Raw genomic sequence first — 25,661 nt, forward strand, 5'->3', positions numbered from 1 at the left:
TCATCATCAACTTCCCGGGGCCCGCCTCACCGCAGCGACACGACCCCAGCTCCCGCAACGGTCACACCCTCAGCTGCACTCCATTTCCGGAAGAGCCGTTTCAGGCGCCCGGGGAAGTGGACGACGAGGGCGTTGAGCGCAATCTTTCAGCCGTAGGTGTGGGGTCCTGATTCACCTCCGCGGTTACTGGAGATGTTCCGCAGTCCGAGGTAGATGAGCTTCATCGCCGCTTCCTCGGAGGGGAAGATGGCCGCGGGCCTTGGTGATTTTCCGGAGCTGGAAGTTGATGGATTCGATGGCGTTTCCGCTGTGCCACTCACAGAGCCGAGATCGATGCGTGCAGGGCGACGCCGACCTGGGGTGCGGTCACTGGAGCTCCTCCGACGCGGAGGGCGAGGACGGTCAGCCGCGCACTCGTGGGCGTGCGACGACGCCGCCCGAGGTGCTGGCCACCGACGCCACGTTCACCGCGAATGGGCAGCTCCCGCGCGGCCTGCCGTCGGGCGATCTTGTTTCGCCATAATTCGAGGATGACCGGCTCGACTCCTTCGTCGCGCTGCACAGGGAACGCGGGACTCGCGATCTTCTCGGGGAGACCTACGCCGGGCTGTTCTCGATGGCACTGGCCTCGGTGCGTGCACTGCCGGCCGTCGAGGTCCGTCACGAGCTGAGCGCCTGCTCCATGGCTGCCGCGCCCGGCGTCTTCCTGCTGGTCGGCGACCTGATCGGGTTCTCGATGCCGACCGCCGTCGACGTCGCCCTGTGGTTGGGAGTCCTGACGTTGGTGCTCTGCACCTGATCGAGGCCCGTGGGTCGCACCGATCCGGGCTGTTCCGTCTCTGCTCGGTCGCCCTGTCGGTGGTGGTCGGTGTGGGGATCATCGTGCTCAAGGCCCAGCTCCACTGAACCGTCACGCAACGCGTGACTGTGAGCGAGCCCGCCTACATCACCTGCGAATCGTGGTCTGATTCTTCTCGAGTTGCCGATCAACCGATGGGAAGAAATCCCAGATCGTCCCGACCCCGCACGACCTCGAGGAGGCGCTCGACGAGGCCGTGACGGTCTTCGAGCACTTCGACCCCGGCGCTGGCGCGCTCCGCGGTGCCGAACTTGGGGCTGGCCCGCGAGGCGGTGAAGCACGTCAAGGTCGTGCTCACCGGCGAGGGCGCACCCTGGGCGCGTCGCCACGAACTGACCCCGGCCGCGCGGACGGCGGGCACGATCATCGTTCGGTCGACCCACGCCCGTCTTCGGGCTCCGGGTCACGACGTCGCGGCAATCCGCGGAGGGGCACCCCAGGGAGCGCGCCCTCAGGCTCGTGTTCCCTGGCACCAACTGTCTTGCCGTACCACGCTGCGAGCGGTGCAGCGCTGGCGCCGTGGACGATGACGCTGAGCAGCACGGTCACCGCGATGGCGGCCACAGGACGGGCGGCATCCGGGCCGAGCTCCTCCAGCGCGAGCAGGGCGAACACCAGCGATGCCAGGCCGCGGGGGCCGAACCAGCCCACGAACAGCACCGTTGCCTGGTCGAGACCGGCGCCCACGGTGACGATCGCGACCGGCACCATGCGGACGAGGGTCAGGCTCAGCACCGCATAGAGCACGACGGTCAGGCCCAGGCCGTCGAGCATGATCGGTATCGCGATGGCGCCGAACGCCAGCCACACGAGTAGCGAGACCAGACCGCTGGCCTCCTCGAGGAAACGGACCTCTGCGGGGCCGCGCCGGCCCGCGGCCCCGGCGAAGGCGAGCCCGCCGCAGAACGCGGCGACGAAGCCGTTCCCGCCCACGACGAGTGCACCGGCGTACACGCCGAGGGCGAGAGCGAGGACCGCGGTACCGGAGAACTCTTCCGCGGCCCATCCCCTGCGCCGGGCCCACCGCAGCAGGCCGCCCCCTGCGGCGCCGAGGGCGACGCCGACGACCACCCCGACCGCGAGCTCGAGCAGCGCCTCTCCGGGGCCGGCACCGTGCAGTCCCTCTGCAGACGCCGCTCCGGCGATCGCGACCACGACGATCGGAGTGGCGATCCCGTCGTTGAGGCCGCTCTCGACAGTGATCAGTCGACGAATTCGGGACGGCACCGCCGCGTTCGTCACCACCGGGACGCCCAATGCCGCGTCGGTAGGGGCCAGGGCCGCGGCGACGAGCAGGGCGAGCCACACGTCGAGGCCGGGGAGGAGCCAGACCGCCAGTACCCACCCCAGGACGATGGTCAGGGGGAGGCCGAAGCCGAGCAGCCGGACGTAGCGGCCGAGGTCGTGACGGAGGCCGGAGACGCCGATCCGAGCAGCATCGGAAAAGAGGACCCAGACAAGGGTCACCTCCACCAGCGGCTTGAGACTCTCCGGAGCCGCCGGCGTGTCGACCAGGCCCAGCCCGGCCAGCACAGCGCCGAGCGCGACGAAGACGATCGGGGCCGTGAGGTCCGCCCGTTCCAGCCGGGCCGACACGACACCCCAGACGAAGATCGTCGCTGCGACCACGGCCACCGCCGCGACATCCATGCCGGCCTCCCGCACTCGCACCGTCGTTGTTCCCGTTCGGTCCTCGAGTGACGTCCCGATCCCGGGGAGCAGGCGCGGCGGGTGGCGGGCGGGAGAGGGGCGGGTCCTGCGGGGCGGCGCGGAACATCCACCATGACTGATCCGGCGATCGTCACCCCGGAGGATTCCTCAAGCGCCGAGAACGCTCGAGGTCGTGCCGGTCGGAGCCGCGCGAGATGGGGCGACGGCGTGGTGGACGTCGATCGTCGTGGGTGACGCTGTCCTTCGGCGCCGGACCCACTTGGCGCTCTCGATGACGAGTGGGAGTGCCAGCGCGAGGCCGAGGCACGCAAGCCACTCTCCGCCCGTGAGAGGTCGGGTCAGCAGGCTGTTCTGCAGGAAGCCGACCTGCGTCGCGGCGATGATGAGGACGACGGGAACTGCCGCGATCACCAGGACACCCAGGATGGGCGGGGTCAGGCCGCTCGCGGGGTCCCGGCGGTTGGCGAGCGCGTTGAACACCGTGCCGAGACCCATGACGACGAAGGTCATCGTCATCGATGCGCTCGGCCGGTCCGGGCTCGGCTCGTCCGGGCCGGCGACGAGGGGGATGAACGCAGCCACGAACATGACCGAGGCGTAGAGCACCCAGGACGCGACCGCGTTGCGGTTGGTCATCGGCACCTCCGGGTCGCGCGGAGGCCGTTGCATCGTGTGCGGGTCGCCAGGATCGATCGCGATCATCACGACGCCCGCCACGGTGACGAAGAACAGCAGATAGAGGATCATCGAGGGGGTGAGCGCGACGCCACTGTTGACGTCGAATGCGGTGGCGGCGACGAACAACAACACCAACGAGAGCAACTGGGTCATCTGGTACCGGACGTAGGCGACGACCTTCTCGTAAACTCGCCGACCGATCTCGACCGCGTGGACGAGCGTGCCGAAGTTGTCGTCGGTGAGGATCATTCGCGCCGCCTCCTTGGAGACCTCGCTGCCACTGCCCATCGCCACGCCGATATCCGCCTGCTTCAGCGCGGCGGCGTCGTTGACCGCGTCGCCGGTCATCGCGACGACCAGCCCCTGCTGCTGCATCACGCGAGCGAGGCGAAGCTTGTCCTGCGGGGAGACGCGACCGAAGACGTGCAGCTGCGGCAGCCGCGCGGTGAGCTCCTCGTCGGACAGTGCCTGCAGGTCACGGCCGCTGATCGCGCCGGGCCCGAGGTGCAGTTGCTGGCCGATGGCCTCGGCAGTGACGGCGTGGTCGCCGGTGATCATGCGCACGTCGATGCCCGCCGCGAGAGCCGTACCGACTGCGCTCTTGGCCTCGGCGCGCAGCGGGTCGATGATGCCGGCCATCCCGACGAACGCGAGCTCGTGCGTCAACGACATCGGATCCGCGGTGATCGCCGTCATCTCCTCGGCCGTGACGATCCGAGCGGCGAATGCCAGCACCCGCAATCCTTTCTCGCTCATGCGCTCGTTCGCGGCCTCGATGCCGGCCCGTGCGTTCGCGATCGGTACCTGCGACCCGCTGAGGGGGCCGCCCTCCTCACGGCAACGGGCCAGCACCATGTCGGGTGCTCCCTTGACGAGTTCGACGACCCGCTCCTGGCCACCCAGATCGAAGCGATGGAAGGTGGCCATGAACTTGTACTCCGAGTCGAACGGCACCTCGGCGAGTCGCGGGTAGGCCAGTCGGGTCTCCTCCGCGCTCACTCCGAGCTTGGCAGCGAGCACGACCAGCGCCGCCTCGGTCGGGTCGCCGACCACGCTGCCGTCCTCGCCGACGGTGGCGTCACTGTCCAGCGCGAGTCCGAGCGCGAGATGGGTGAAGTCCGGCGTACCCGCCCCCGCGATCGATGTGATCGCCCCCGACTTGCGGTATCCCTCGCCCTCCACCTCGTACCACGTGCCGCCGACGTAGAGGGTTGACACCATCATCTCGTTCAGGGTGAGGGTGCCGGTCTTGTCCGTGTTGATGGCGCTCGTCGAGCCGAGGGTCTCCACGTCGGTCAGGTTCTTGACGATCGCCTTGGCCCCGGCGAGTTGCTTCGCGCCGTGGGACAGCAACGCGGAGACGAACGCCGGCATCCCGGTCGGGATCGCGGAGATGGCCATGGCGGTTCCCAGCAGCAGCAGATCGCTCAGGCCCAAGCCACGTACGGCACCCACGACCACGATGAACGCGACCGCGGTCCACGCGACGATGCCGAGAACCTTGGTCAGCGTCCCCAGCTCCTTCTGCAGGGGCGAGGGTGCGCGGGTCACCGAGGTCAGCATCTCCGCGATCCGGCCCATCTCGGTCCGCATGCCGGTCGCGGTGGCGACGAGCGCCGCCGTGCCTCTCGTCACCGACGTGTTCTGGAACAACATGTTCAACCTGTCGCCGATCGGCACGTCACCGCCGGCCACGTCCGCGACCGCCAGCACACCGGCATCCTTCGGCACGGGCGCGCTCTCGCCCGTCAACGCAGCCTCCTGCACCTCGAGCGTCGCCGACCGGATGATGCGGCCGTCGACAGGGACGATGTCACCGGCTTCGAGCTGGACGATGTCGCCCGGCACGACATCGCCGGCCGGTACCTCGGCGACCTGTCCGTCACGAAGGACCTTCGCGTGCGGTACCTGCATCTTCGACAACGCCTCGACGCTGGCCCGGGCTTTCAGCTCCTGCCGAGCGCCGAGAACGACGTTGAGGACGATGAGGAACCCGACGATGAGGGACGTCGAGACCTCGCCGATGAGAACGCTCACCACCACGACGGCGACGAGCATGATGTTCATCGGGTCGCGAAGCTGCGCGAGCGCCACTCTCAACACCGACGGCGGCTTCTCGCGGGAGATCCGGTTCGGCCCGTACCGCGACAGCCGTGCCGTCGCTTCAGCGCCGGGCAGGCCGCGCGTGGCGTCGCTCTCCATCGCGGCAACCACGCTGCCGGCGTCCTGCGCGAACCACGGCCTCACCGGCACTGCGTCCTGGTCGTCGACGGTATCGGTTCCGGTGACCATCGTCGGCCTCTCAGCCGAGGGTGGCGACGAGGATCGCCTTGATGGTGTGCAATCGGTTCTCGGCCTGGTCGAAGACGATGCTCGCCGCCGAATCGAAGACCTCTCCGGTCACCTCGAGCCCGGACTCCATGCCGGTGTGTTCCATGATCTCCCGGCCGACGACCGTGTTCGTGTCGTGGAACGCCGGCAGGCAGTGCATGAACTTGACCGCGGGGTTCCCCGATTTGTCCAGCAGCGCCCGGTTCACCTGGTACGGGGTGAGGGCCCGGACCCGATCCGCCCAGACGTCCTTGGCCTCGCCCATGGAGACCCAGACGTCGGTGTGGATGAAGTCCACGCCGGACACCGCGCTCGTGGCGTCGTCGGTCACGGTGATCCGTGCGCCGGTGTGTCGGGCGATCTCGGCCGCCTGGTCCACGACGTCCTTCGGCGGGTGCAGCTCCTCGGGGCCCGCGAGCCGCACGTCGCTGCCCATCAGTGCGCCCATGACGAGGAGCGAGCGGCCCATGTTGAAGCGGCAGTCGCCCACGTAGGCGTAGGTGAGCGCGTCGTAGGGCTTGTTGCTGGCCTCGTGCATGGTCAGGAAGTCGGCCAGCATCTGAGTGGGGTGCCACTCGGCGGTCAGCCCGTTGTAGACCGGTACGCCGGCGTGGGCGGCCAGCTCCTCCACGTCGGCCTGCGCGCTGCCCCGGAACTCGATCGCGTCGTACATGCGACCGAGCACGGAGGCGGTGTCCGCCACGGACTCCTTGTGGCCCAGCTGTGAACCCGAGGGATCCAGGTATGTGACGTGAGCGCCCTGGTCGAAGGCCGCCACCTCGAACGACGAACGGGTACGCGTCGACGTCTTCTCGAAGACGAGCGCGATCTCCTTGCCGTCCAGGGTCTTGACCTCGGTACCGGCGTACTTCGCCGACTTCAGCGCATCGGCGAGCCTCAACAGGAATCGCAGCTCGGTCTGGGTGAAGTCGATCTCCTTGAGGAAGCTGCGACCACGCAGGTTGAATGCCATCAGGTGCTCCTCACGGATCAGAACGCGGCGTCGCGTTCGATCGGGCAGGTCATGCAGTGCGAGCCGCCCCGACCGCGGCCGAGCTCGAACCCTTCGATCGTGATCACCTCGACGCCCGCCTTGCGCAGCGCGGTGTTCGTGCCGGTGTTGCGCTCGTAGCCCACGACGACACCGGGTTCGAGCGCGACGACGTTGTTCCCGTCGTCCCACTGCTCACGCTCGGCGCCGAAGGCATCTCCGCCGGTCTCGATCACTCGCATCCGCTCCACACCAAGTGCGCGGGCCATCAGATCGGGCAGGGTGCCCTGTTGTTCCTCGACGACCAGATCTTCAGCCGACTCGCCCGGCCGGATCGACCAGGTGCGTGCACCTCCCACCACCTGCGGGAACATCGTGACGACGTCGCGGTCGCACATGGTGATGACCGTGTCCAAATGCATGTAGCTGCGCGATCTCGGCAGATGGACCGCGAGCACCTGGTTCGCCGACCCGTTCCTGAACAGCGAGCGGGCGATCCAGAGCACCGCCTGCGGCGTGGTGCGTTCCCCCATGCCGATCATCACGGACCCGTTGCCGATCGGCTGTACATCACCACCCTCGACGTGCGCGCGGCCCCAGTTCTCGTCGACCCCGCCGAGCCACACGGGGAAGCGTTCCGCGGCGAACATCGGGTGGAATCGGTAGATCATCTCCATGATCATCGTTTCCGGTTTGCGCGCAGGCTTGGTCATCGGGTTGAGCGTGACGCCGTCGTAGATCCAGCAGGACGGATCTCGCTGGAAGAGGAAGTTCGGCAGCGGTGGGAGCAGCATGCTCGTGGGGTCGGCGGACTCCCACTCGAGCCCGACGTTCTGTTCGACGTCGGCTTTCGTGATCCCGCCGATGAGGAACTCCGCGGCGAGTGCCGGGTCGGCCGTCTGCACCCAGGCGCGAGCCCGTTGCGCCGCGGTGATGCCGATCTCGCGCTCGTTGAGGATGTGGTCGGCCGCCCAGTCCTTGACCTCGGGCTTGGCCAGGGTCTCGGCGAGCAACTGCTCGACGTGGAAGACCTCGATGCCGCGACTGCGCATCACCTCGCAGAACGTGTCGTGCTCGGACTTGGCCCTGCTGACCCAGATGACGTCGTCGAAGAGCAGCTCTTCGGCGTTCGACGGTGTGAGCCGCCGGTGTTCCAGACCCGGGCGATGGACCATGACCTTGCGAAGTCTTCCGACCTCCGAGTACACGCCGAGTGCCACGGTCGCCTCCACGAGTAGGAGCGGCAGTCGACGCGAAGTGGACACCACGGGCCGTGCGCGTGCCCTCACCCGCACGAGGTGAGGGAGCGTGCTGATCCGCTTCGGAGGTCGACGAACGCCGAGGCCGTGTCGCTGGGGCGGCCGGCGAACGGGGGTCGAGTGAGAGGCTCTCCGTGCGCTGATGGTGGCCCTCGGCGGGGGGATCGTCGCTCTGTGCTGGGTGTCGTGAGGTCGGGCGGGTTGGATCTCACCTTCCTTGGGGGAGGTCGTGTCACGGCCGGTGACGAGACTTCGGTGGTGACGGCGTCCACCGTCGGTAGATGCTCGTGGCGAACCACGGAGTGGGTCATGGCTGATTCGGTCGATAGTCGCGCGGCGTCGGAGCCTTCGTCGGGTGAGGATCCGGCCGGTGGCCAGGTGCATCGGTTCGGCCTCACCTCGGCGACCGCGCTGATCGTGGGGTCCATCATCGGTGTCGGGGTGTTCAACCTGCCGACGTCGTTGGCGACCTACGGTCCGATCAGTCTCGTCTCGATGGCTCTGACCACGGTCGGGGCGCTCGCTCTGGCGTTGTTGTTCGCCGCGCTGTCACGTCGGTTGCCGGCGGATGGTGGGCCGTACGCGTACGCGCGGGTGGCGTTCGGCAATCCACTCGGGTTCACCAACGCGTGGTCCTACTGGATCACCGCGTGGGCCGGTAACGCCGCCATCGCGGTCGGTTGGGTGCTCTATGTGGAGCACTTCATCAACACCGAGCACAATGCGCTGTTCTCGGTGCTCCTCGTCCTGATCGGGCTGTGGATCCCTGCGGCGATCAACCTCTCCGGCGTGAAGAACATGGGCGCGGTCCAGGTCACCACCACGGCCGTGAAATTCGTCGCGCTCGCCTTCATGTCCACGGTCGGGCTGTTCTTCATCAGCACTGCGAACTACTCGCCCTGGAACGTCAGTGGGGAGAGCACCTGGGTGGCGATCGGCGGCGGGATGGCGATCGCACTGTTCAGCTACCTCGGTGTCGAGACTGCCGCCGTCGCCGCGGCGAAGGTGCACGACCCCGACAGGAACATCCCGCGCGCCACGATCCTCGGCACGCTCGCGACCGCGGTCGTCTACATGCTCTCGCTGATCGCGGTCTTCGGCATCCTGCCCACACCGGTGTTGGCCGAGGCGACCGCACCCTTCTCCGACGCCGCCAACACCATGTTCGGTGGCTCCTGGGCCGGCAACGTAATGGCAATCGCCGTGATCATCTCAGGCTTCGGCGCGCTCAACGGCTGGACCATGATCTGCGCGGAGATGCCGCTCGCCGCGGCGAAGGACGGCCTGTTCCCCGCGCGGTTCCAGCGGATCTCGAAGGCCGGGGTGCCCTCGTTCGGCATCGTCATGTCCACGGTGCTCGCCTCCGTGGCGGTCGTGGTGAACTACCTGGGCGCGAGCGGAGCCGACGTGTTCACCACGCTCGTCCTGATGACCGGTATCACCGCCGCGATCCCGTACGCGTTCTCCGCGCTCGCCCAGTTGAAGTGGCGCCTGGCCGACCGGCGCGCGCTCGAGGGGCGCCGGTTCACCCGCGATGTGATCGTCGCGGTGCTCTCGCTGGTGTTCTCGATCCTGTTCATCTGGTACTCCCGCAACACCGGGCAGTCGTTGTTGCTCTACTGGGCCCCGTTCCTGCTCGCGGCCGCAGCGCTGCTGCTCGGCATTCCGGTGTACCGGTCCCAGCGCCACCGCATGAGCGAACCCACCCACGTTCCCTCCTACCGGTGAACTCGAAATGGAGACCGACATGCGGATCGTGGTCGCGCTCGGCGAGAATGCGATACGGCAGCGCTCCGAGCCCATGACGATCGAAGGACAACGCAGCGATGTCCGGGTCGCCGGGGCGCGGGTGCGAGTCACGTGACCAGGCAAGCAAAGGTGCCGGGGTCCGACCTGGCGCGGGAAACGGACGAGCAGGTCTGGCACGCACTGAGTGCCGACCAGGTCTTGCAGGCCCACGGGGTGGACGCGCAGCGTGGCCTGAGCGCGGCCGACGTGACCTCGCGTGCCCAGCGGTTCGGCCCGAACAAGTTCGCCGAGGGCAAGGCTGAGCCCCGCTGGCGAGCGTTCCTCCGCCAGTACGCCGATCCGATGCAGATCGTGCTGTTGGTGGCCGGTGTCGTGAGCCTCTACCCGGTCAGGGAGCTCGAGACCGGCCTGGTGCTGCTCTTCCTCACGCTCTTCAACGCTGTCCTCGGCCTGCGGCAGGAGGGGAAGGCCGCGGCGGCGGTCGCCGCTCTGCAGAAAATGATGATCGTCAAGGCCAGGGTCATGCGTGACGGCGAGCTGACGCAGATCCCGGCCGAGCAGCTCGTCCCCGGCGACGTGGTCGCGATCGAGGCGGGTGACATCGTCCCGGCCGACGGAAGGCTGCTGCGCGCAGCGACCCTGGAGGTCGCGGAGTCCGCGCTCACGGGCGAGAGCATGCCGGTGTCCAAGGGCACCGAGCCGGTGGAGGGGGCCGGCACGCCGCTGGGGGACCGGACCGACATGGTCTACATGAACACCAACGTGACCCGCGGCTCGGGGGAGTTCACGGTCACGGCGACCGGGATGGCGACCGAGGTCGGCCACATCTCGGGCATGTTGGCCGCGGAACGGACCGTCAAGACGCCGCTCACCCGCCAGCTCGACAAGCTCACCCGCCAGATCCTGTGGATCGCGGGGATCGCGCTGGTCATCTCGGTGGCGCTGAGCCTTGCCCGGGGCGACGCCTTCGCCATGGTCTTCACCGCCGCGATCGCGTTCGCCGTCGGCGCCCTGCCGGAGAACCTGCCCGCCGTGGTCACCACGATCCTGGCCTACGGCACGCAGACACTCGCGAAGGCCGGCGCGATCATGAAGCGGATGCAGTCGACGGAGACCCTCGGGTCGACGTCGGCGATCAACTCGGACAAGACCGGGACGCTCACGCTGAACCAGATGACCGCGGTCGCGATGGCGGTCGTGGGCCGCCGGTACTCGATCGAAGGCCGGGGCTACTCGACGGACGGGAAGATCACGCGGGTGGCCGGGCAGGCCGAGATCCCGCTGGACCAGTTCCTGATGCCGATGGTCCTGGCGTCGGACGCGGTCCTGTCCGATGGCGAAATGATCGGCGATCCGACCGAGGGAGCTCTGGTGGCGCTGGCGGCCAAGGGCGGCGTGGACGCCGCCTCGACCCGGCAGGCGTACCCGCGGATCGCCGAGCTCCCCTTCGACGCCGCCTACAAGCTGATGGCCACGTTCCACAGGATGACCGACGACTCCGGACGGGACGTGGTCCGCTGCTTCGTCAAGGGCGCTCCCGATCAGCTGCTGGCCCGAGCCGCGACCGTCTTCGACGCCGATGCGGGGCCGGTGCCCGCCGACGACGACTTCAAGCAGCTCTACCTGGCCGAGAACCGGCGTCTGGGCGAGCAGGGCCTGCGCGTGCTGGCCACCGCCCGCAAGGACTTCGATCCTGCCGTCTTCGACTCGGGTGCCGACCTGTTGCCGCTGGTGAGCGGCCTGGAGATGCTCGCCCTCGTCGGGATCGTGGACCCGCCGCGCCCCTCCGCGAAGGCATCCATCGCCACGGCCAAGGCGTCAGGGATCACGGTAAGGATGATCACGGGCGACCACGCCGTCACCGCGCAGGCGATCGCCGGCCAGCTCGGCATCGACGGCAGGGTGATCACCGGTGCGGAGTTCGGGGCCATGAGCGACGAGGAGGCGCTGGCCGCGATCGACGGGATCGGGGTGATCGCCCGGGTCACCCCCGAGCACAAGGTCCGCCTCGTCGACATGCTCAAGAAGCGGGGCCAGATCGTCGCCATGACCGGCGACGGCGTGAACGACGCCCCCGCGCTGAAGAAGGCCGACATCGGTATCGCGATGGGCATCACCGGCACCGAGGTGACCAAGGAAGCCGCGGTGATGATCCTCACCGACGACGACTTCTCGACGATCGTCAAGGCGGTGGAGCTCGGGCGAGGGCTCTACGACAACCTCATCAAGTACATCCGGTTCCAGATCGGATGCTTGTTCGGCTTTATCTTCTCCTTCCTCGGCGCCGGCATCCTCACCATCGCCGGCGGTGTGCCGTTCCTGCCGCTGCAGACGCTGTGGATCAACTTCACGACCCTGCTCTTCCAGGCCATCGGCCTCGGGTACGGCCAGCCGGCCGCGGGCTTGATGGACCGCAAGCCCCGTCAGCCCGACCAGCCCATCCTGCCCCGGGCGCTCATGGTCTGGCTCGTCATCGTCGGGCTGATCGTCGGGATCGGGACTCTCGGCGTCATCCGTTGGGCCGAGGTGGTCTACACCCGGCCGATCGCCCACACCATGGGCGTCGTGACCTTCTCGCTGTTCGCCCTGTTCTTCTCGATCGCGACCCGGGATGAGCGGAGAACCGTGTTCAGTCTGGACACCTTCTCCGACAAGACCTTCAACATCGCCACCGGGGTGTCGATCCTGACGCTCATCCTCTCGACCGTGTTCGAGCCGTTCGAGAAGCTCCTCGAGACGACCAGCCTGGATCTCCCGCAGTGGCTCATCTGCACGGCCGTCGCACTTTCCGTCGTCGTTGCCTCCGAGATCCGCAAGGCGATCCGTCGCGGACGGTCCGCTGACACCGCCCCGCCCGAGTCATCGGGGCACAGCGCCACCGCATGAGCGAACCCGCCCACGTTTCCTCCTACCGATGAACCCGAAACGGAGACCGACATGCGGATCGTGGTCGCGCTCGGCGGGAATGCGCTCCTGCAGCGCTCCGACCCCATGACCATCGACGTACAACGCCGCAACGTCCGCATCGCCGCTGAAGCGATCGCTCCGTTGACGGCAGAGCACAGCGTGACCGTTGTGCACGGCAACGGGCCGCAGGTCGGCCTGTTGGCCCTCCAGGCCGACGCCTACAAGGGCGCCGAGCCGTATCCCCTGGACGTCCTCGACGCGGGCACCCAGGGGATGATCGGCTACCTGATCCAGCAGGAGCTGCGGAACGCGCTGCCGCCGGACCGGCCGGTGGTCACGGTTCTCACGATGATCACGGTCGACCACGGCGACCCGGCGTTCACGAACCCGACGAAGTTCGTCGGTCCCACCTACCGCAAGGACGTCGCCGACGAGCTGGCGACGGCGAACGGCTGGGACTTCCGACAGGACGGGTCCGCCTGGCGTCGCGTCGTGCCCTCTCCCACGCCGCGGCAGGTCGTCGAGATCGAGCCGATCCGCTGGCTCATCGAGCGGGGCAGCGTGGTCGTCTGCGCCGGCGGCGGCGGGATCCCCACGATGCACGGCTCGTCCGGCCCGCTGGCCGGCGTCGAGGCCGTCATCGACAAGGACTTCGCGAGCGAGCTGCTGGCCGAGGACATCGGCGCAGAGCTGCTCGTCATGGCGACCGACGTGGACGCCGTCTACCTCGACTTCGGCACACCGGAGCAACGCAGGCTCGACGACGTGACGCCCGAGGAGCTGGCGCGCCACGAGTTCCCCGACGGATCGATGGGACCGAAGGTCGAGGCCGCGACCCGCTTCGCGAACAGGACCGGTGGCCGCGCCGCGATCGGCTCGCTCGCCGACCTCGCCAACATCGTCGGCGGCGTCGCGGGCACCAACATCGCCGCCCGCGCCGGCACTCGGGCGGCGGCGGCCGGGGAACCGGCCGCTCCGGTCGTCGGAGGTCCGTGATGACCGAGGCGTCGGCGACCCGGAAGTACCTGACCGTCCGGCAGGCGTCCTTCATCGGCGTCGGCGCGATGGTCGGCGCCGGGATCTTCGCGTTGCTCGGCGCCGCGGGCGAGGTGGCCGGTGCGGCGGTGTGGGTGTCGTTCCTCATCGCGGGCGCAATCGCGGGCCTGCAGGGCTACTCGTTCGCCAGACTCGGCGCGCGCTACCCCTCGGGCGCGGGACTGTTCGAGTACCTCGCCCGGGGGTTCGGCGACGGGCACCTCACCGGCGTCACCGCGTGGTTGACCTATGTGGCGAACTCCGTCGTCACCGCCATGGTCGCGGTGTCCTTCGGCACCTACGCGAGCGCCGCGTTCGCGGACAGGGACCAGACCTGGGCAACGATCTTCGCCGCGCTCGTCCTGATCGTCATGGCCGGGGTCAACATCGTCGGCTCGCAGCTCGTCGCCAAGGCGCAGACCGTCATCGTCTACGTCGTCCTCACCATCCTGGTCCTGTTCGCATTCGTCACGCTGTTCACCATCGACCCGTCTCTGCTGGCACCCTCGGGCTACCCCCCGCTGGGTGACATCGTCGCGAGCGTCGCGCTGACGTTCTTCGCCTTCCTCGGGTTCGGCATCATCACGTTCACCGCCAAGGATCTCCGCGAGCCGGCGCGGGAACTCCCCCGGGCCATGTACCTCGCGCTCGGCATCGCCACGGTCATCTACGTCGCGATCGCACTCGGAGTGTTCGGCACCCTGCCGGTCGACGAGGTGATCTCCTCCGGCGGTACCGCGCTCGCGGTGGCGGCCCAACCCACGCTCGGCGACTTCGGCTACGTCCTCATGATCGTCACTGCCCTGTTCGCGACCGCAGGGGCGACGAACGCGGGCCTCTACCCCGCCGTCGGCCTGTGCGACCAGCTCGCGGCGACCGGCCAGATGCCGCCGCTCATGAGTCACCGCGTCGGCGGCAAGGCCTCGGTCGGCCTCCTCGCCGCCGCGGCGCTCAGCCTGATCCTGGCCACCGGCTTCGACCTCACCGCCATCGCATCGATCGGAAGCGCCGTGGCCCTGCTGGTCTTCATGATGGCCACCGCCGCCCACCTCCGGGTCCGTCACGAGACCGGAGCGAGTCTCACCCTCCTCATCCTCGCGGTCCTGACCTGTGGAATCGCCCTCGTCGCGTTCCTGATCTCGACCATCATCAACGACCCCGGCTCGGTCATCGCGATGCTGGTCATCGTCCTCATCGGAGTGATCGCGGACCTCAGCTGGAAACGCGTGCGCGCGAGACGTCATCGGGCCGAACCTCCCGCACCGGCCCGGCCGACCACGGACCCACCAAACCTCGATCCTGGCGGTGCCGCGCCGTCCGGACCATGACGACCGCCCGTGCTCAGATGCTTCCGCAACTTGTTCAACTACCGGATCAGGTCGCAGGCTGCGCTCGACGTCGCCGCCCAGCGGGCGGATCGCGTTCGCCGCAGGTGTCTGCCACACCCGGCTTCTCCAGGCGGTCGACATCCGAAAACCCGCCTGGGCTGCGCGCATGTCTGACGTGGGGTGACTGTTGCGCCGCTGACCCGCGTCGCGGCCGCCGACACGCCCTTCCTTTCCCTGACCACGGCCTTCGGGTCTGGCACGCTGAGACGCACCGCTTATCGACGGTAAGTGGGCCGATGCCGAGAAGGAATGACCATGGACGCGATCACAACCGACTTCGGAGAAGTTCTTTTGTGGAGCTTCTGGTTCTTCATCTGGATCGCCGCACTGATGGTGTGGTTCCGGTGCCTGTTCGACCTGTTCAGCGACAGCTCGCTCAGCGGTTGGGCAAAGGCCGGTTGGGTGATTTTGCTAGTCCTCGTGCCGTGGCTGGGCGCATTGATATATCTCATTGCGCGGGGCCGGAGCATGACCGAGCGACAGAGGGCGGCGGTTGCCCAGCGGCAGGCCGAGCAGGAGAAGTACATCCAGAAGGTTGCAGGTACTTCCCAGAGCCCGGCCGAGCAGATCGCAAGCGCCAAGGCGCTCCTCGATTCCGGAGCCCTCACGCAGGCGGAGTATGAGTCCGTCAAGGCCAAGGCGCTCGCCTGAGCTCAACCCGCCCCCGCGGCGGCAGCGGGGCCTGGCCCACTTCACCGGACACGGGGATGACGCCTTCTCGCAGTCCGACATCCGCCTCGTGAGCGGTCCAGCGCTAACGACGCGAAACCGCCTTCCGCCCACGCCACCACTGCAACACGAGCACCACGATGATCGCACCGGCCACCGAACCGATGATCCCGCTGAGACGGAAGGCCAGACCGTCACCGGCGATCAGACTGGCGAGAAGACCACCGATGAAGGACCCGAGAATTCCTGCGACGAGGGCGATCCCCCACTCAACACCCCGGGCCGATCGGCCGACAATGAGCTGCGCAGCAGCACCGACGAGCATCCCGAACAAGATGAGGCCGAGTAGGAGCATGGACGGAGACTATCGACGGGACGGAACCCCGCTGCCGCTCGCACCCCGGACTCTGCGGACCTACCCCCCGCCGTCGACCCCGCTACCCGTATGCCCCGCGGGGGGAACGCCGCATCGCCCTGGCCTACACCAAGGCGCTCGGCCGAGCGTTACACCGTCAGTCGGACACTCCCGTTCGGAACCAGCACACCTTCGTCTCCGCCCACCCGGGCCAGCGCAGACGCAGGACTGGATGATCGTGCGTGTCCGGACGTGGCACGAGATCGAGGCGGTGCTCGTCCTTGACTCCAGCCACATCCGTCGACAGGGCTCACCGACGGACCGGCGGGTCAGGTGCGTCCGACAGCTGTACCGCCTGGTCTCGTCCGCTGTGTGAGCTGCGGGAGTCGCGGCGCCTCGAGGCATCCCTCGTCACAAAGCCTGCGTGCGGCGCGGCGGTCGTCCCGCGGCTCGCCGGAGCAGCTCGACCGAGGCTTCACCGGGCCGCGGCAACGGTGGTCGGGCCACGGCCGGACGGTCCTTCGGGACCCGGACGCGGAGTGCGGCGGGCAACGACCGGAAGTGCAGGGGCGGTGCGAGCTGCAGCGCTTCGCCGTCGACCCCGACGTCGATGAGCTCGTCCCCGGAGTCGACCGTGAACTCCGGGGTGCTCCACTGGCGGAAGCCGGGGTGGCGGTGGAGGTCGCCGCGGAGCTCGGCGGCCAGCAGGCCGGACACCGTGGCGGTGGTGTCGAGGGTGAGGGTGACGACCCCCAGGACTCCTTCGTCGAGGCGTGCCCGGGTCCCGAAGCCGCTGAGTCGTTCGACGCGGTAGACGTTGTTGGAGACCAGGACGAGGTCGGCCCGGATCGGGCGATCCTGGTCCGGCGGATCGAAGCGCAGGTCGAATCCGCGGGCGTCGGGCCCGAGCAGGTCGGGCAGCATCTGCGACGTCGTGCGGATCTTCGCCGCTCGATACGCGTCGGACTGGACCACCGTGGCGTAGACACCGAGCGAGGCGTTGTTGACGAAGACGCGGTCTCCCACGCCGGCGAGGTCGACACGCCGCTCGACGGCCTCGCCGAACGCGTCGAGGGCGCCGACCACGTCGTCGCGGTCCAGCCCCAGGTCCAGGGCGAAGTGGTTGCGGGTCCCGGCGGGCACGCACACCATCGGTAGCCCGTGGCGTCGGGCCACGTCGGCGACCAGTGCCTGGGAGCCGTCTCCGCCGGCCATGCCGAGCACGTCGGCGCCGTCGGCCACGGCGCGCTCGGCCAGGGCGCGCAGATCGTCGCCGGGCTCCAGGAGGATCGGCGTGATGCCCCGGCGGCGGGCCTGGTTCTCGAGGTCGAAGCGGATGACCCGGCCTCCCCCGGATCGGGGGTTCATCAGGAGCGCACCGCGTGCGGCCGCTCCGACCGATCGGGTCGTGGCGGCGGCGGTGTCACGGGCGTCGGACAGCGCCACGCGGGCAGCGGCCAGGGAGATCAGCACCAGGGCGACCACCGTGGCGAGCCGCGCCAGGGCGTGCAGGTCGAGCACCAGCACGCTGCCGGCCAGAGCCATGACGACGACTGCTCCCGATGCGTACCTCCGCGCTCCGCGATGGACCAGGGCGTCCCAGCCCGCCACCACCGCGACGGCCACGGCCGCCACCGCCAGCGGCAGCTTCAACGGCTCACGCAGGAGCCCGGCCACCACGACGGCCAGGGCGGCCAGTCCCGCCCCCAGCGCGGCCACGGCGGCGCAGCGGGCCCGGGCGGCGAGCGCTCGGGAGGGCCCGGCGGGAGAACCTCTCGGACCGACCATCGCTGTCCGTTCTCGGAGTACTGCACGGGAACGCCGGCTCGAGGGCGTACGTGGGTCGGTGGAACAGGATCGTGCAGGACCCGCCTGGTGCGGGTCGCCCGCGGCGGGTGAGGTGGCGTCGCCCGCGGCCGAAGCCGGTGGGGATCACCCGCGGTGGATGAGGTCGGCTCGGCGCCGTGGGGCCCACGGTGGGAGCACGAACAGGCCCGACCAGGTGGTCGATCGAGTCGAGCGAGCGTCGTCGGCGGAGAGGCAGAGGCATGCTCAAGGAGATCGCGGACATGCCTGCGGGCGCGGTCGGTTTCGAGGCGGTCGGCAGGGTCGACGACGACGACTTCGAGGAGATCGTCGAGCCCGTGCTGCGCCGGGAGGTCGCCGCCGGCAGGAGGATCCGGCTGCTCTACCTCCTCGGTCCCGAGCTGCGCGAGTACGAGGGCGACGCCCTGGCCGAGGAGCTGAAGTTCGCGGCGCGCCACGCCACGTCCTACGAGCGCGTCGCCGTCGTCAACGACCAGGACTGGCTCGGGCCTGCACTCCGCGTGCTCTCCGCGCTCGTCCCCGGGCAGCTTCGGGCGTTCCCGGTCGCCGAGCTCGCGCAGGCCACGGCGTGGGTGGCCGGCGAGGGGGAGCACCGATCGTGACCGTCGCGCGCGCCGCGGTCGGTGGTCGTCGATGTTGACCGACGCCGTGGACCGGCAACCCGGCCGTGACGACCTGGGGAGCGAGGTAGCCCCGCGACGTCGCCTCCGGCGGTTGACCCTCCCCGGGTGCTGGGGCGCGTTGCTGCTGGGCTGCCTCTCGTTCACCCCGTCCCTGCTCCCGCGGGGCAGCGTCGTCCAGGGGCTGGTCTGGGGCATCACGGCGGTCATCGGTTACGGCCTCGGTGTGCTCGTCGCCGCGATCTGGCGGGGACTCGCCGACCGCGAGGCGCGCGAGCCCCACCCGAGGTCGTGGAAGGTCTTCGCCGCGACCGCGGTGCCTGTCCTCGCCGGTGCCGTGGTGCTCGGCCAGGTCTGGCAGTCCGAGATCCGTCGGCTCGTCGGCGCCGAGCCGGTCGACCTCGGGCTCCTGGTGGCGATGCCGTTCGTCGCGGCACTCGTCTTCACAGTCCTGCTGCTGATCTGCCGTGGCGTGCGCTGGGTGTACCGCCGACTCGCCGGTCTGCTCGCCCACTGGATCGGTCGCCGTGCGGCGACCACCCTCGGGTGGCTGCTGGCTGCGGGGATGACCTACCTGATCGTGACCGGCCTCCTGCTCGACGGTCTGGTCACCGCGGCGAACAGCGCGTTCTCGGTGCACAACACCACGACCGCCGAGGGTGTGACGGCCCCGTCGAGCGGGCTGCGCTCCGGCGGGTCGGGATCGCTGGTGCCCTGGGAGACGCTGGGCCGTGAGGGGCGGAACTTCGCCGCGCTCGGCCCCACCCCGGACGAGATCGCTCGCGTCGGCGGGCTCCCGGCCGTCGCTCCGGTGCGTGCCTACGCCGGGCTCGACTCGGCTCCGGACGCCGAGGCACGCGCCGCCCTCGCGGTCCGGGATCTGGAGCGGGCCGGCGGGCTGGCACGACGCCATCTCCTCGTCGTCGTCACGACGGGCAGTGGGTGGGTCGACCCCGCGCTGGTCGATTCGTTCGAGTACCTCACCCACGGCGACTCGGCCACGATCGCGCTGCAGTACTCATACCTGCCGTCGTGGATGTCCTACCTGGTCGACCAGTCCAAGGCGCGCGAGGCCGGTCGAGCTCTCGTCGACGCGGTCTACGGCGTGTGGTCGTCGATGCCGCCCGAGGCGCGGCCCCGCCTGTTCTTCGCGGGGGAGAGCCTCGGTTCGTTCGGCGCCGAGGCCGGCTTCAGCGGCGAGTACGACATGGCCAATCGCGCCGACGGCGTGCTGTTCGCGGGCCCGCCGAACTTCAACCCGCTGTTCCGGGAGTTCACCGACCACCGCGATCCGGGCAGCCTCGAGGTGCAGCCGGTCTACCGCCAGGGGCGGATCGTGCGCTTCGCCGGCGACCCCGGTGCACCGATCCCGCCGGTCGACCGACCGTGGCCCGACCGGGTGCTGTACATGATGAACCCGTCGGATCCGATCGTCTGGTGGAGCCCGCGCCTCGCCCTGCACGAACCGGACTGGATCGACGAACCCCCCGGAGCGGACGTCCTCGACGGCGTCGTTTGGATTCCGTTCGTGACCTTCTGGCAGGTCACCGCCGACCTGCCCTTCGCCGTCGACGTCCCCGGCCACGGGCACAACTACGTCTCCCGCTACGTGGACGGCTGGACGGCGGTGCTGCCGCCGACCGGCTACGAGCCCGAACAGCTCGCCACTCTCCGTGCGGTGATCCGGTAGGACGTGCCGTTGCGTCGACGGCGACGACGAGCGGCCCGATTCATCCACCGCGAACGAGGGCCGACGCGCCCACCGCGGGTCGAGGGTGACGTCGTGCAGAGGTGCTCGTGAGAGGAGCCGACCATGATGGAGCACGCGGACGTCGACGCGATCGATCGGCGTGCCGGAAACAGCTCGGTAGGGGGAACGGTCCACGAGGAGAGGTGGGTACGTCTCGGGGCCCTGCTGATGGTGATCGTCGGCGCGTTCTCCGTCATCCGAAGGCCTGCTGGCGCTGTTCGTCCCGGCGACCTATCGATCGGTGGACGGCACGGTGATGTCGATCGACTTCACCGTGTGGGGCTCGGTGCACCTCGTCGTCGGTGCCGCGGTCCTGCTCCCCGGGGTCGTTCTGCTGCGCCACGACCCGCCGGGCTGGGCGCGGTTCAACGGGATGCTCGTCGTCGGGCTCTGCATCATCGTCCAGCTGGTGTGGCTACCGGCGCAGCCCATCTGGTCGATCCTCATGGTCGTCCTGGGCGTGGTCGTTCTCAGGGCACTCGTCCTGACGTGGGACGACGAGTGAGCGGGCCCGGGCTGACTTATCGCCGCGTCACGTCCGACCCGATGTCGCCGTCCGGCGGGGTCGTGTGGGCATGGCCGGCGTGGGACCTCGGTCGGGCGCCGGGGACGGCCTCGATGCGCAGCGTGAAGTAGTCGCCGTAGCGACTGGTGCCGTCGTCCACGGCCTGCTCGACGAGCCGGCTGCCCTTGTCCTCGAGCTGCACCTGCGGGTCGCGGCGCAGGTCGCGGGCGAGGGCGACGCAGAGGAACACCATGATCACGACGAAGGGTGCCGCGACGAGGATGGTGAGGCTCTCGAGACCCTTGAGTGCGTCCTCGCCGCCCACCAGCAGCATGACGACCGCGACGGCGCCCATCATCGTGCCCCAGAAGATGACGACCCACCGGGCCGGCTCGTCGGTGCCGTGCTGGGACAGCGTGCCGGTGACGATGGAGGCGGCGTCCGCCCCCGACACGAAGAAGATCGCCACGAGGACCATGACCAGCAGGCCGGTGAAGGTGGCTGCCGGGTACTGCGCGAGAACCGCGAACAGCTGCTGCTCGGTGCCGGCCGCGGCCGGGTCGAGCCCGGTCTTCTGCTGGTAGATCGCCGAGCCGCCGAAGATGGCGAACCACAGAAGGCTCACCACGCTCGGCACCAGGATCACGCCGCCGACGAACTGCCGGATCGTGCGGCCGCGGCTGATCTTCGCCAGGAACATCCCCACGAACGGTGTCCAGGAGATCCACCACGCCCAGTAGAAGATCGTCCAGCTGCCGAGCCAGTCGAGCATCGCCTGGCCGCCGGTCGCCTCCGAGCGGCCCGCCATCTCGAAGAAGTCGGTGAAGTAGGCGGACAGCCCGGTCTGCAGGAGATCGAGGATGAGCACCGTCGGACCGAGGACGAACACGAACAGCGCGAGCAGGCCGGCGAGCACCATGTTGATGTTCGACAGCCACTGGATGCCCCGGGCGATCCCCGAGACCGCCGACAGGACGAAGGCGGCGGTGAGCACGATGATCATGGGAACGAGGACCGCGTTCCCGACGGTCCCCACGAGCCCGGTGGCCTCGAGCCCCCCGCCGATCTGCAGGGCGCCGAGTCCGAGCGAGGCCGCGGACCCGAACACGGTCGCGAAGATGGCGATGATGTCGATGAGCTTGCCGAGCCACCCGTCCGCGAGCCGTTGCCCGATGAGCGGCACGAAGGCCGAGCTGATGAGCTGTCGGCGGCCCCGGCGGAAGGTCGAGTACGCGATGGCGAGGCCCACCACGGCGTAGATGGCCCATGGGTGCAGCGTCCAGTGGAACAGCGAGGTCGCCATCGCCGTGCGCAGCGCCTCGACCTCGTCACCCGGGGGCACCGATCCCGGCGGGGGCTGGGTGTAGAAGGCGAGCGGCTCGGCGACGCCGTAGAACATCAGCCCGATGCCCATGCCGGCGCTGAACATCATCGCCACCCAGGACGAGGTGCGGAACGCCGGGCGCTCGTCGTCCCCGCCGAGGCGGATGCGGCCGTAGCGGCTGAACGCCAACCACAGCGCGAAGACCACGAAACCGAGCGCGGCGAGGCTGAATCCCCAGCCCCCGGCCCGGATGAGCCCGTCGAGCAGCGTGCCGGTGACCGAGGCGAGCGACGTCGAGTCGACGACACCCCAGCCGACGAACAGCAGCGCCAGCGCGCCGGCGACGCCGAAGACCACCCAGTCCGGACGGACACGTGGTGCGGCGGCGGGGTCGACGGGGGAGCGAGGAGGACCGGGGGACCCCGCACCGTCGCCGTTCGTCGCAGCCATGGCGATCTCCGTCCCGCTCGTGTCCGGACCGGACCCACGATCGACCTCCCGACTAGGACAGACCTCCTCCACCAGGGGTGATCCGCGGAGTCGCGCCCGCGCCCGTGTGCCGCCTCGGACCACCCGGCCCGGGTGAGGCCGTGGCGAGGACGGAGTCCGACCATCGACGCGGACGGGGTCCCGGGGTGGGGGGTCACGATGGCCGAGGCCGTCAGCGAGGAGCGCGTCGCGGCGCACGGGCACGATCGGCTGCTCGCGCTGCTCCTGGCCATGGCGATGTTCGTGCTGGTGGTCGACACGTCGCTGATGAACGTCTCGATCGCCGCGGTGGTGCGCGACCTCGGGACGACCGTCAGCGGCGTGCAGTCCGCGATCGCCCTGGAGGCCCTGGTGTCCGCGGCGTTCATCATCATCGGGGGCAAGGTCGGTGACCTGATCGGCCGTCGCCGTGCGTACGTCCTCGGCCTCCTCGCTTACGCCGCCGGCGCGCTGGCGATGACCCTCGCGCAGGGCCTGACCGCTGTCGTCGTGATGTGGGCGATCATCGGCGGTCTCGGCGCCGCGTTGCTGCTGCCCGCCATGCAGTCGTTGATCCACGGCAACTTCGAGGGTGCGGCGCGCAAGCGGGTCTACGCCCTCGTCGGTGCGGCGGCGGCGATCGCGGCTGCGGTCGGCCCCCTCCTGGGAGGGTTCATCACGACCGTCCTGACCTGGCGGCTCGGGTTCGCGTTCGAGGTCCTCGTCATCGCCGGGGTGCTCAGTGGCATCCGGCTCGTGCGGGACGCGCCCTACACCGGGCCGCGGCGGGTGGACCTCGTCGGCTCCGTGCTGTCGGTGCTCGGCATGGGCGGGATCGTGCTCGGCATCCTGGTCTGGCAGGAGGGTGGCGAGGCCGTCGGCGTGCTGCTGCTGGTCGGTGTGGCCGCGCTCGGGCTCCTCGCCGGGTGGCTCGTGCGGCGGCGTCGGCGCGGTCAGCCTGCGCTGCTCGATGCCGGGCTGTTCGCGTCGCCGTGGTTCCGGCTCGGCATCAGCGAGCAGATGCTCCAGCAGATCGCGCTGGGCGGCACGATGATCGCCCTGCCGATCTATCTGCAGATGGTCCTCGAGTACAGCGCGCTGCTCGCCGGGCTGTCGCTCGCACCGCTCTCGCTCACCATGTTCGTGGTCGCCCTGGCCGCGGGGCGACGCACCGGGCGCCGGCGCCCGGCCACCGTCGTCCGGGTCGGGTTCCTGCTGCTGGTGGCCGGCAACGTCGCGCTCATCGCGCTCGTTCCGCGCGCTGATTTTGGCTGGGCGCTCCTGCTCCCGCTGGCGGTGGTCGGCGCCGGGTTCGGGCTGCTCGTGTCCCAGCTCAACGCCTACACCCTCGGTCCGATCTCCGAGGAACGGGCGAGCGAGGCAGCGGGTGTGAACTCCGCGGCCGGGTCCTTCGGGCTGTCACTCGGACTCGCCCTCGCCGGGGCGGTGATGCTCGCGGTCCTCGCGACGACCTTCACCACGGAGACGCGCGCGAGCACCGTGCTCGACCCCGTGGACCAGGATCGTGTGGCCGCGGTGCTGGAGCACGACGCGCAGGTGATGAGCAACACCGGGCTCACCGAGCTCCTCGCCGACGAGCCCGCCGCGGCCCGCGACGAGGTGGTGCGCATCAACACCGAGGCCCGGCCGCCCGCACTGCAGGCCGCGCTGCTCGTGCCCTTGATCGCGGGCTCCCTCGGTGTCCTGCTGACGTTCGGGATGATGCGCCTGCGCGACCCCGAGCAGAGCGGGGCGAGCGACACGGTCCTCGGCGGCTGACCGTCAGTCTGCCGGCTGCTCGTGCGTCGGCACGACCACCAGCGGAGCGGCCGCGCGCAGGAGACCGAGCTCGATCAGGCGGTCGAGACGCCGGACGGTGAACGGGTGCGATCGGGGCAGCTGGGCCAGACCGACCCAGAAGCCGCGCAGGAGCCGGCCCTGCTCCAGCAGCTGGGCCACGTCGACGTCCCTCTCCGTGTGCCGTCCGGACGTGAGCAGGACGAGCCCGGCGGCGCCGTCCGGGGACGTCGCGGCGCCGTGGCGGTCGCAGGAGTACTCCCGCAGCCGCGACAGGGTGGCACCGAGGATCGGGATGCGTGACGAGTAGGCGACGGCGATCTGGTACCAGAGCGAGACGTGGTGCAGCCGGATGTGCCCGAGCTCGTGACCGAGGGCGAAGCGCAGGCCGTCGCGGTTGTGCGCGTACAGGTTGGCGAAGAGCTCACTGTTCAGCACGACGTAGTCGCGACCCGCCGCCTGCGCGGCGAACGCGTTCAGCTCTCCGTTGCCGTTTGCCACGAAGATGTCGAGGCGCCTCGACAGCCGCAGGGCGGAGCCACCTTCCTCGAATGACGCGGTCGGTCGTGGGCGGTCGCATCGTCGGCGCCATGACCGCGACCCGTTACGAGCTCCGCATCCTCGGACGCCTGTCCCCCGAGGTGCGCGCGGACTTCGCGGGGTTCGACGTGAGCGAGGCGCCGGTCGAGACCGTCCTGCTCGGCGACGTCGTCGACCGGGCGCAGGTCCAGGGCGTCCTGGCCCGGCTGCACGCCTTCGGCCTGGAGGTCCTCGAGCTGCGCTCCGTGCCCGAGCTGCCCGAGGAGGCGCTCCTCGGGCAGGCACCGGACGGGTCGGAGCCGGCCTCCTGAGGCCACCCCGAGCGGACTGTGGCCCAGTCGCCTGTCCTCTCGCGAAAGGGCCCAGGTCATCCCCGCGGGGTGACGCCCGGCCGGTGGCCCTCCTCCGATGCTGGTCGGGCCCGGTCCTCGAGTCGAAGGGACGTGCGTGAGATGGCCACCTTGACCGTGTGGAAGTTCCCGACCGCCGGCGGTGCCGACAGTGCGGTGAGCACGCTGCAGTCGCTGGAGAAGCAGCAGTTGATCAAGGTGCACGACGCGGCGACGGTGTCGTGGGAGGACGGGGCCAAGAGGCCCGAGACGCGTCAGCTGCACAACCTCGTGGGCACCGGGGCCATGGGCGGCATGTTCTGGGGCATGCTGTTCGGCCTGATCTTCTTCGTGCCGCTGCTGGGTGCGGCGGTCGGTGCCGCGATGGGCGCACTGAGTGGGTCGCTGAGCGACGTGGGCATCGACGACGACTTCATCAAGCGCGTCCGTGACGAGGTCACGCCGGGCACGTCCGCCCTGTTCGCCATGACGTCCGACGCCGTGCTCGACAAGGTCCACGCATCGTTCGGCGGCCAGCAGGCAGAGCTCATCCAGACCAACCTCTCCGCCGAACAGGAGAAGGCCCTGCGCGAGGTCTCCGCCTGACCG

Annotated in this window: 21 protein-coding genes and 1 pseudogene; 12 read left to right on the forward strand and 10 right to left on the reverse strand. The window is 69.6% G+C overall.

Translation table 11 applies throughout. The features are described 5' to 3' along the window. Positions 1-146 precede the first annotated feature (146 nt). Positions 147-312: pseudogene (locus PHK61_RS24635) on the reverse strand (transposase); the annotation flags it as partial. A gap of 319 nt (positions 313-631) precedes the next feature. Here PHK61_RS24635 and PHK61_RS24640 point away from each other — a divergent pair. Further along, the gene (locus tag PHK61_RS24640; RefSeq protein WP_274283671.1) at positions 632-799 is read left to right on the forward strand and encodes a hypothetical protein; all 168 of its coding nucleotides are present in this window, start codon (positions 632-634) and stop codon (positions 797-799) included. 187 nt (positions 800-986) lie between these two features. On the opposite strand, the gene PHK61_RS24645 is transcribed toward PHK61_RS24640, so the two are convergent. The 5 genes from PHK61_RS24645 to PHK61_RS24665 form a co-directional block, all read right to left on the reverse strand. After that, positions 987-1,226 carry a hypothetical protein gene (locus PHK61_RS24645; RefSeq protein ID WP_274283672.1) on the reverse strand — a complete coding sequence of 80 codons (240 nt, stop codon included), beginning with the start codon at positions 1,224-1,226 and terminating at the stop codon, positions 987-989. Further along, positions 1,223-2,509 carry a cation:proton antiporter domain-containing protein gene (locus tag PHK61_RS24650; RefSeq protein ID WP_274283673.1) on the reverse strand — a complete coding sequence of 429 codons (1,287 nt, stop codon included), beginning with the start codon at positions 2,507-2,509 and terminating at the stop codon, positions 1,223-1,225. Before PHK61_RS24650 ends, PHK61_RS24645 begins: the two co-directional genes overlap by 4 nt. 168 nt (positions 2,510-2,677) lie before the next feature. Next, a complete protein-coding gene (locus PHK61_RS24655; RefSeq protein ID WP_274283674.1) occupies positions 2,678-5,500 on the reverse strand; it encodes a cation-translocating P-type ATPase in 2,823 nt (940 codons plus the stop codon). 10 nt (positions 5,501-5,510) lie between these two features. Then, positions 5,511-6,512, reverse strand: a complete 1,002-nt coding sequence (gene argF / locus PHK61_RS24660; RefSeq protein WP_274283675.1) for an ornithine carbamoyltransferase — start codon at positions 6,510-6,512, stop codon at positions 5,511-5,513. Between the two features lie 17 nt (positions 6,513-6,529). Then, positions 6,530-7,750, reverse strand: a complete 1,221-nt coding sequence (locus PHK61_RS24665; protein ID WP_274283676.1) for an arginine deiminase — start codon at positions 7,748-7,750, stop codon at positions 6,530-6,532. Between the two features lie 348 nt (positions 7,751-8,098). Here PHK61_RS24665 and PHK61_RS24670 point away from each other — a divergent pair, with 348 nt between their 5' ends. From PHK61_RS24670 to PHK61_RS24690, 5 genes are all read left to right on the forward strand, one after another. Beyond that, positions 8,099-9,517, forward strand: a complete 1,419-nt coding sequence (locus tag PHK61_RS24670) for an amino acid permease (protein WP_274283677.1) — start codon at positions 8,099-8,101, stop codon at positions 9,515-9,517. A 132-nt stretch (positions 9,518-9,649) separates the two neighbouring features. Next, positions 9,650-12,424 carry a cation-translocating P-type ATPase gene (locus tag PHK61_RS24675; RefSeq protein WP_274283678.1) on the forward strand — a complete coding sequence of 925 codons (2,775 nt, stop codon included), beginning with the start codon at positions 9,650-9,652 and terminating at the stop codon, positions 12,422-12,424. A gap of 51 nt (positions 12,425-12,475) precedes the next feature. Beyond that, a complete protein-coding gene (gene arcC / locus PHK61_RS24680) occupies positions 12,476-13,441 on the forward strand; it encodes a carbamate kinase (RefSeq protein ID WP_274283679.1) in 966 nt (321 codons plus the stop codon). Next, complete coding sequence (locus tag PHK61_RS24685; RefSeq protein WP_274283680.1) at positions 13,441-14,808, forward strand: APC family permease; 1,368 nt, start codon at positions 13,441-13,443, stop codon at positions 14,806-14,808. The genes arcC and PHK61_RS24685 overlap by 1 nt, the downstream gene beginning before the upstream one ends. 315 nt (positions 14,809-15,123) lie before the next feature. After that, on the forward strand, positions 15,124-15,519 hold the full coding sequence (locus PHK61_RS24690; protein WP_274283681.1) for a PLDc N-terminal domain-containing protein: 396 nt from the start codon (positions 15,124-15,126) through the stop codon (positions 15,517-15,519). A gap of 103 nt (positions 15,520-15,622) precedes the next feature. On the opposite strand, the gene PHK61_RS24695 is transcribed toward PHK61_RS24690, so the two are convergent. Both PHK61_RS24695 and PHK61_RS24700 read right to left on the reverse strand, forming a co-directional pair. Then, complete coding sequence (locus PHK61_RS24695) at positions 15,623-15,892, reverse strand: GlsB/YeaQ/YmgE family stress response membrane protein (protein ID WP_274283682.1); 270 nt, start codon at positions 15,890-15,892, stop codon at positions 15,623-15,625. 411 nt (positions 15,893-16,303) lie between these two features. Beyond that, on the reverse strand, positions 16,304-17,611 hold the full coding sequence (locus PHK61_RS24700) for a diacylglycerol/lipid kinase family protein (protein ID WP_274283683.1): 1,308 nt from the start codon (positions 17,609-17,611) through the stop codon (positions 16,304-16,306). A 350-nt stretch (positions 17,612-17,961) separates the two neighbouring features. On the opposite strand from PHK61_RS24700, the gene PHK61_RS24705 reads away from it, so the two are divergent. The 3 genes from PHK61_RS24705 to PHK61_RS24715 all read left to right on the forward strand — a co-directional run bounded on the left by PHK61_RS24705 (position 17,962) and on the right by PHK61_RS24715 (position 20,594). Beyond that, on the forward strand, positions 17,962-18,321 hold the full coding sequence (locus PHK61_RS24705) for a SpoIIAA family protein (protein ID WP_274283684.1): 360 nt from the start codon (positions 17,962-17,964) through the stop codon (positions 18,319-18,321). 112 nt (positions 18,322-18,433) lie between these two features. Beyond that, the gene (locus PHK61_RS24710; RefSeq protein WP_274283685.1) at positions 18,434-20,029 is read left to right on the forward strand and encodes an alpha/beta hydrolase; all 1,596 of its coding nucleotides are present in this window, start codon (positions 18,434-18,436) and stop codon (positions 20,027-20,029) included. 268 nt (positions 20,030-20,297) lie between these two features. Next, a complete protein-coding gene (locus PHK61_RS24715; protein ID WP_420791436.1) occupies positions 20,298-20,594 on the forward strand; it encodes a DUF7144 family membrane protein in 297 nt (98 codons plus the stop codon). 16 nt (positions 20,595-20,610) lie between these two features. Here PHK61_RS24715 and PHK61_RS24720 read toward each other — a convergent pair whose 3' ends face one another. Beyond that, complete coding sequence (locus PHK61_RS24720) at positions 20,611-22,368, reverse strand: BCCT family transporter (RefSeq protein ID WP_274283687.1); 1,758 nt, start codon at positions 22,366-22,368, stop codon at positions 20,611-20,613. A 198-nt stretch (positions 22,369-22,566) separates the two neighbouring features. Here PHK61_RS24720 and PHK61_RS24725 point away from each other — a divergent pair, with 198 nt between their 5' ends. Next, the gene (locus PHK61_RS24725) at positions 22,567-24,165 is read left to right on the forward strand and encodes an MFS transporter (protein WP_274283688.1); all 1,599 of its coding nucleotides are present in this window, start codon (positions 22,567-22,569) and stop codon (positions 24,163-24,165) included. A gap of 3 nt (positions 24,166-24,168) precedes the next feature. Here the strand turns inward: PHK61_RS24725 and PHK61_RS24730 are convergent, their stop codons facing one another. After that, on the reverse strand, positions 24,169-24,684 hold the full coding sequence (locus tag PHK61_RS24730) for a M48 family metallopeptidase (RefSeq protein WP_274283689.1): 516 nt from the start codon (positions 24,682-24,684) through the stop codon (positions 24,169-24,171). 89 nt (positions 24,685-24,773) lie between these two features. Here PHK61_RS24730 and PHK61_RS24735 point away from each other — a divergent pair, with 89 nt between their 5' ends. Further along, entirely contained in the window at positions 24,774-25,034 is a 261-nt protein-coding gene (locus tag PHK61_RS24735) for a hypothetical protein (RefSeq protein WP_274283690.1), read from the forward strand. 141 nt (positions 25,035-25,175) lie between these two features. Continuing rightward, the gene (locus tag PHK61_RS24740; RefSeq protein ID WP_274283691.1) at positions 25,176-25,658 is read left to right on the forward strand and encodes a DUF1269 domain-containing protein; all 483 of its coding nucleotides are present in this window, start codon (positions 25,176-25,178) and stop codon (positions 25,656-25,658) included. Positions 25,659-25,661: the final 3 nt, after the last annotated feature.

The sequence above is a fragment of the Actinomycetospora lutea genome (assembly GCF_028737205.1).
In the GTDB taxonomy this organism is placed as follows: Bacteria; Actinomycetota; Actinomycetes; order Mycobacteriales; family Pseudonocardiaceae; genus Actinomycetospora; species Actinomycetospora lutea.

Excerpts from the sequence above, each read along its gene's own strand:
- PHK61_RS24645 (WP_274283672.1), bottom strand. The coding sequence starts at position 1,226 with ATGATCGTGCCCGCCGTCCGCGCGGCCGGGGTCAGTTCGTGGCGACGC.
- PHK61_RS24650 (WP_274283673.1), bottom strand. The coding sequence starts at position 2,509 with ATGGATGTCGCGGCGGTGGCCGTGGTCGCAGCGACGATCTTCGTCTGG.
- PHK61_RS24655 (WP_274283674.1), bottom strand. The coding sequence starts at position 5,500 with ATGGTCACCGGAACCGATACCGTCGACGACCAGGACGCAGTGCCGGTG.
- argF (WP_274283675.1), bottom strand. The coding sequence starts at position 6,512 with ATGGCATTCAACCTGCGTGGTCGCAGCTTCCTCAAGGAGATCGACTTC.
- PHK61_RS24670 (WP_274283677.1), top strand. The coding sequence starts at position 8,099 with ATGGCTGATTCGGTCGATAGTCGCGCGGCGTCGGAGCCTTCGTCGGGT.
- arcC (WP_274283679.1), top strand. The coding sequence starts at position 12,476 with ATGCGGATCGTGGTCGCGCTCGGCGGGAATGCGCTCCTGCAGCGCTCC.
- PHK61_RS24685 (WP_274283680.1), top strand. The coding sequence starts at position 13,441 with ATGACCGAGGCGTCGGCGACCCGGAAGTACCTGACCGTCCGGCAGGCG.
- PHK61_RS24690 (WP_274283681.1), top strand. The coding sequence starts at position 15,124 with ATGGACGCGATCACAACCGACTTCGGAGAAGTTCTTTTGTGGAGCTTC.
- PHK61_RS24695 (WP_274283682.1), bottom strand. The coding sequence starts at position 15,892 with ATGCTCCTACTCGGCCTCATCTTGTTCGGGATGCTCGTCGGTGCTGCT.
- PHK61_RS24705 (WP_274283684.1), top strand. The coding sequence starts at position 17,962 with ATGCCTGCGGGCGCGGTCGGTTTCGAGGCGGTCGGCAGGGTCGACGAC.
- PHK61_RS24720 (WP_274283687.1), bottom strand. The coding sequence starts at position 22,368 with ATGGCTGCGACGAACGGCGACGGTGCGGGGTCCCCCGGTCCTCCTCGC.
- PHK61_RS24725 (WP_274283688.1), top strand. The coding sequence starts at position 22,567 with ATGGCCGAGGCCGTCAGCGAGGAGCGCGTCGCGGCGCACGGGCACGAT.
- PHK61_RS24735 (WP_274283690.1), top strand. The coding sequence starts at position 24,774 with ATGACCGCGACCCGTTACGAGCTCCGCATCCTCGGACGCCTGTCCCCC.
- PHK61_RS24740 (WP_274283691.1), top strand. The coding sequence starts at position 25,176 with ATGGCCACCTTGACCGTGTGGAAGTTCCCGACCGCCGGCGGTGCCGAC.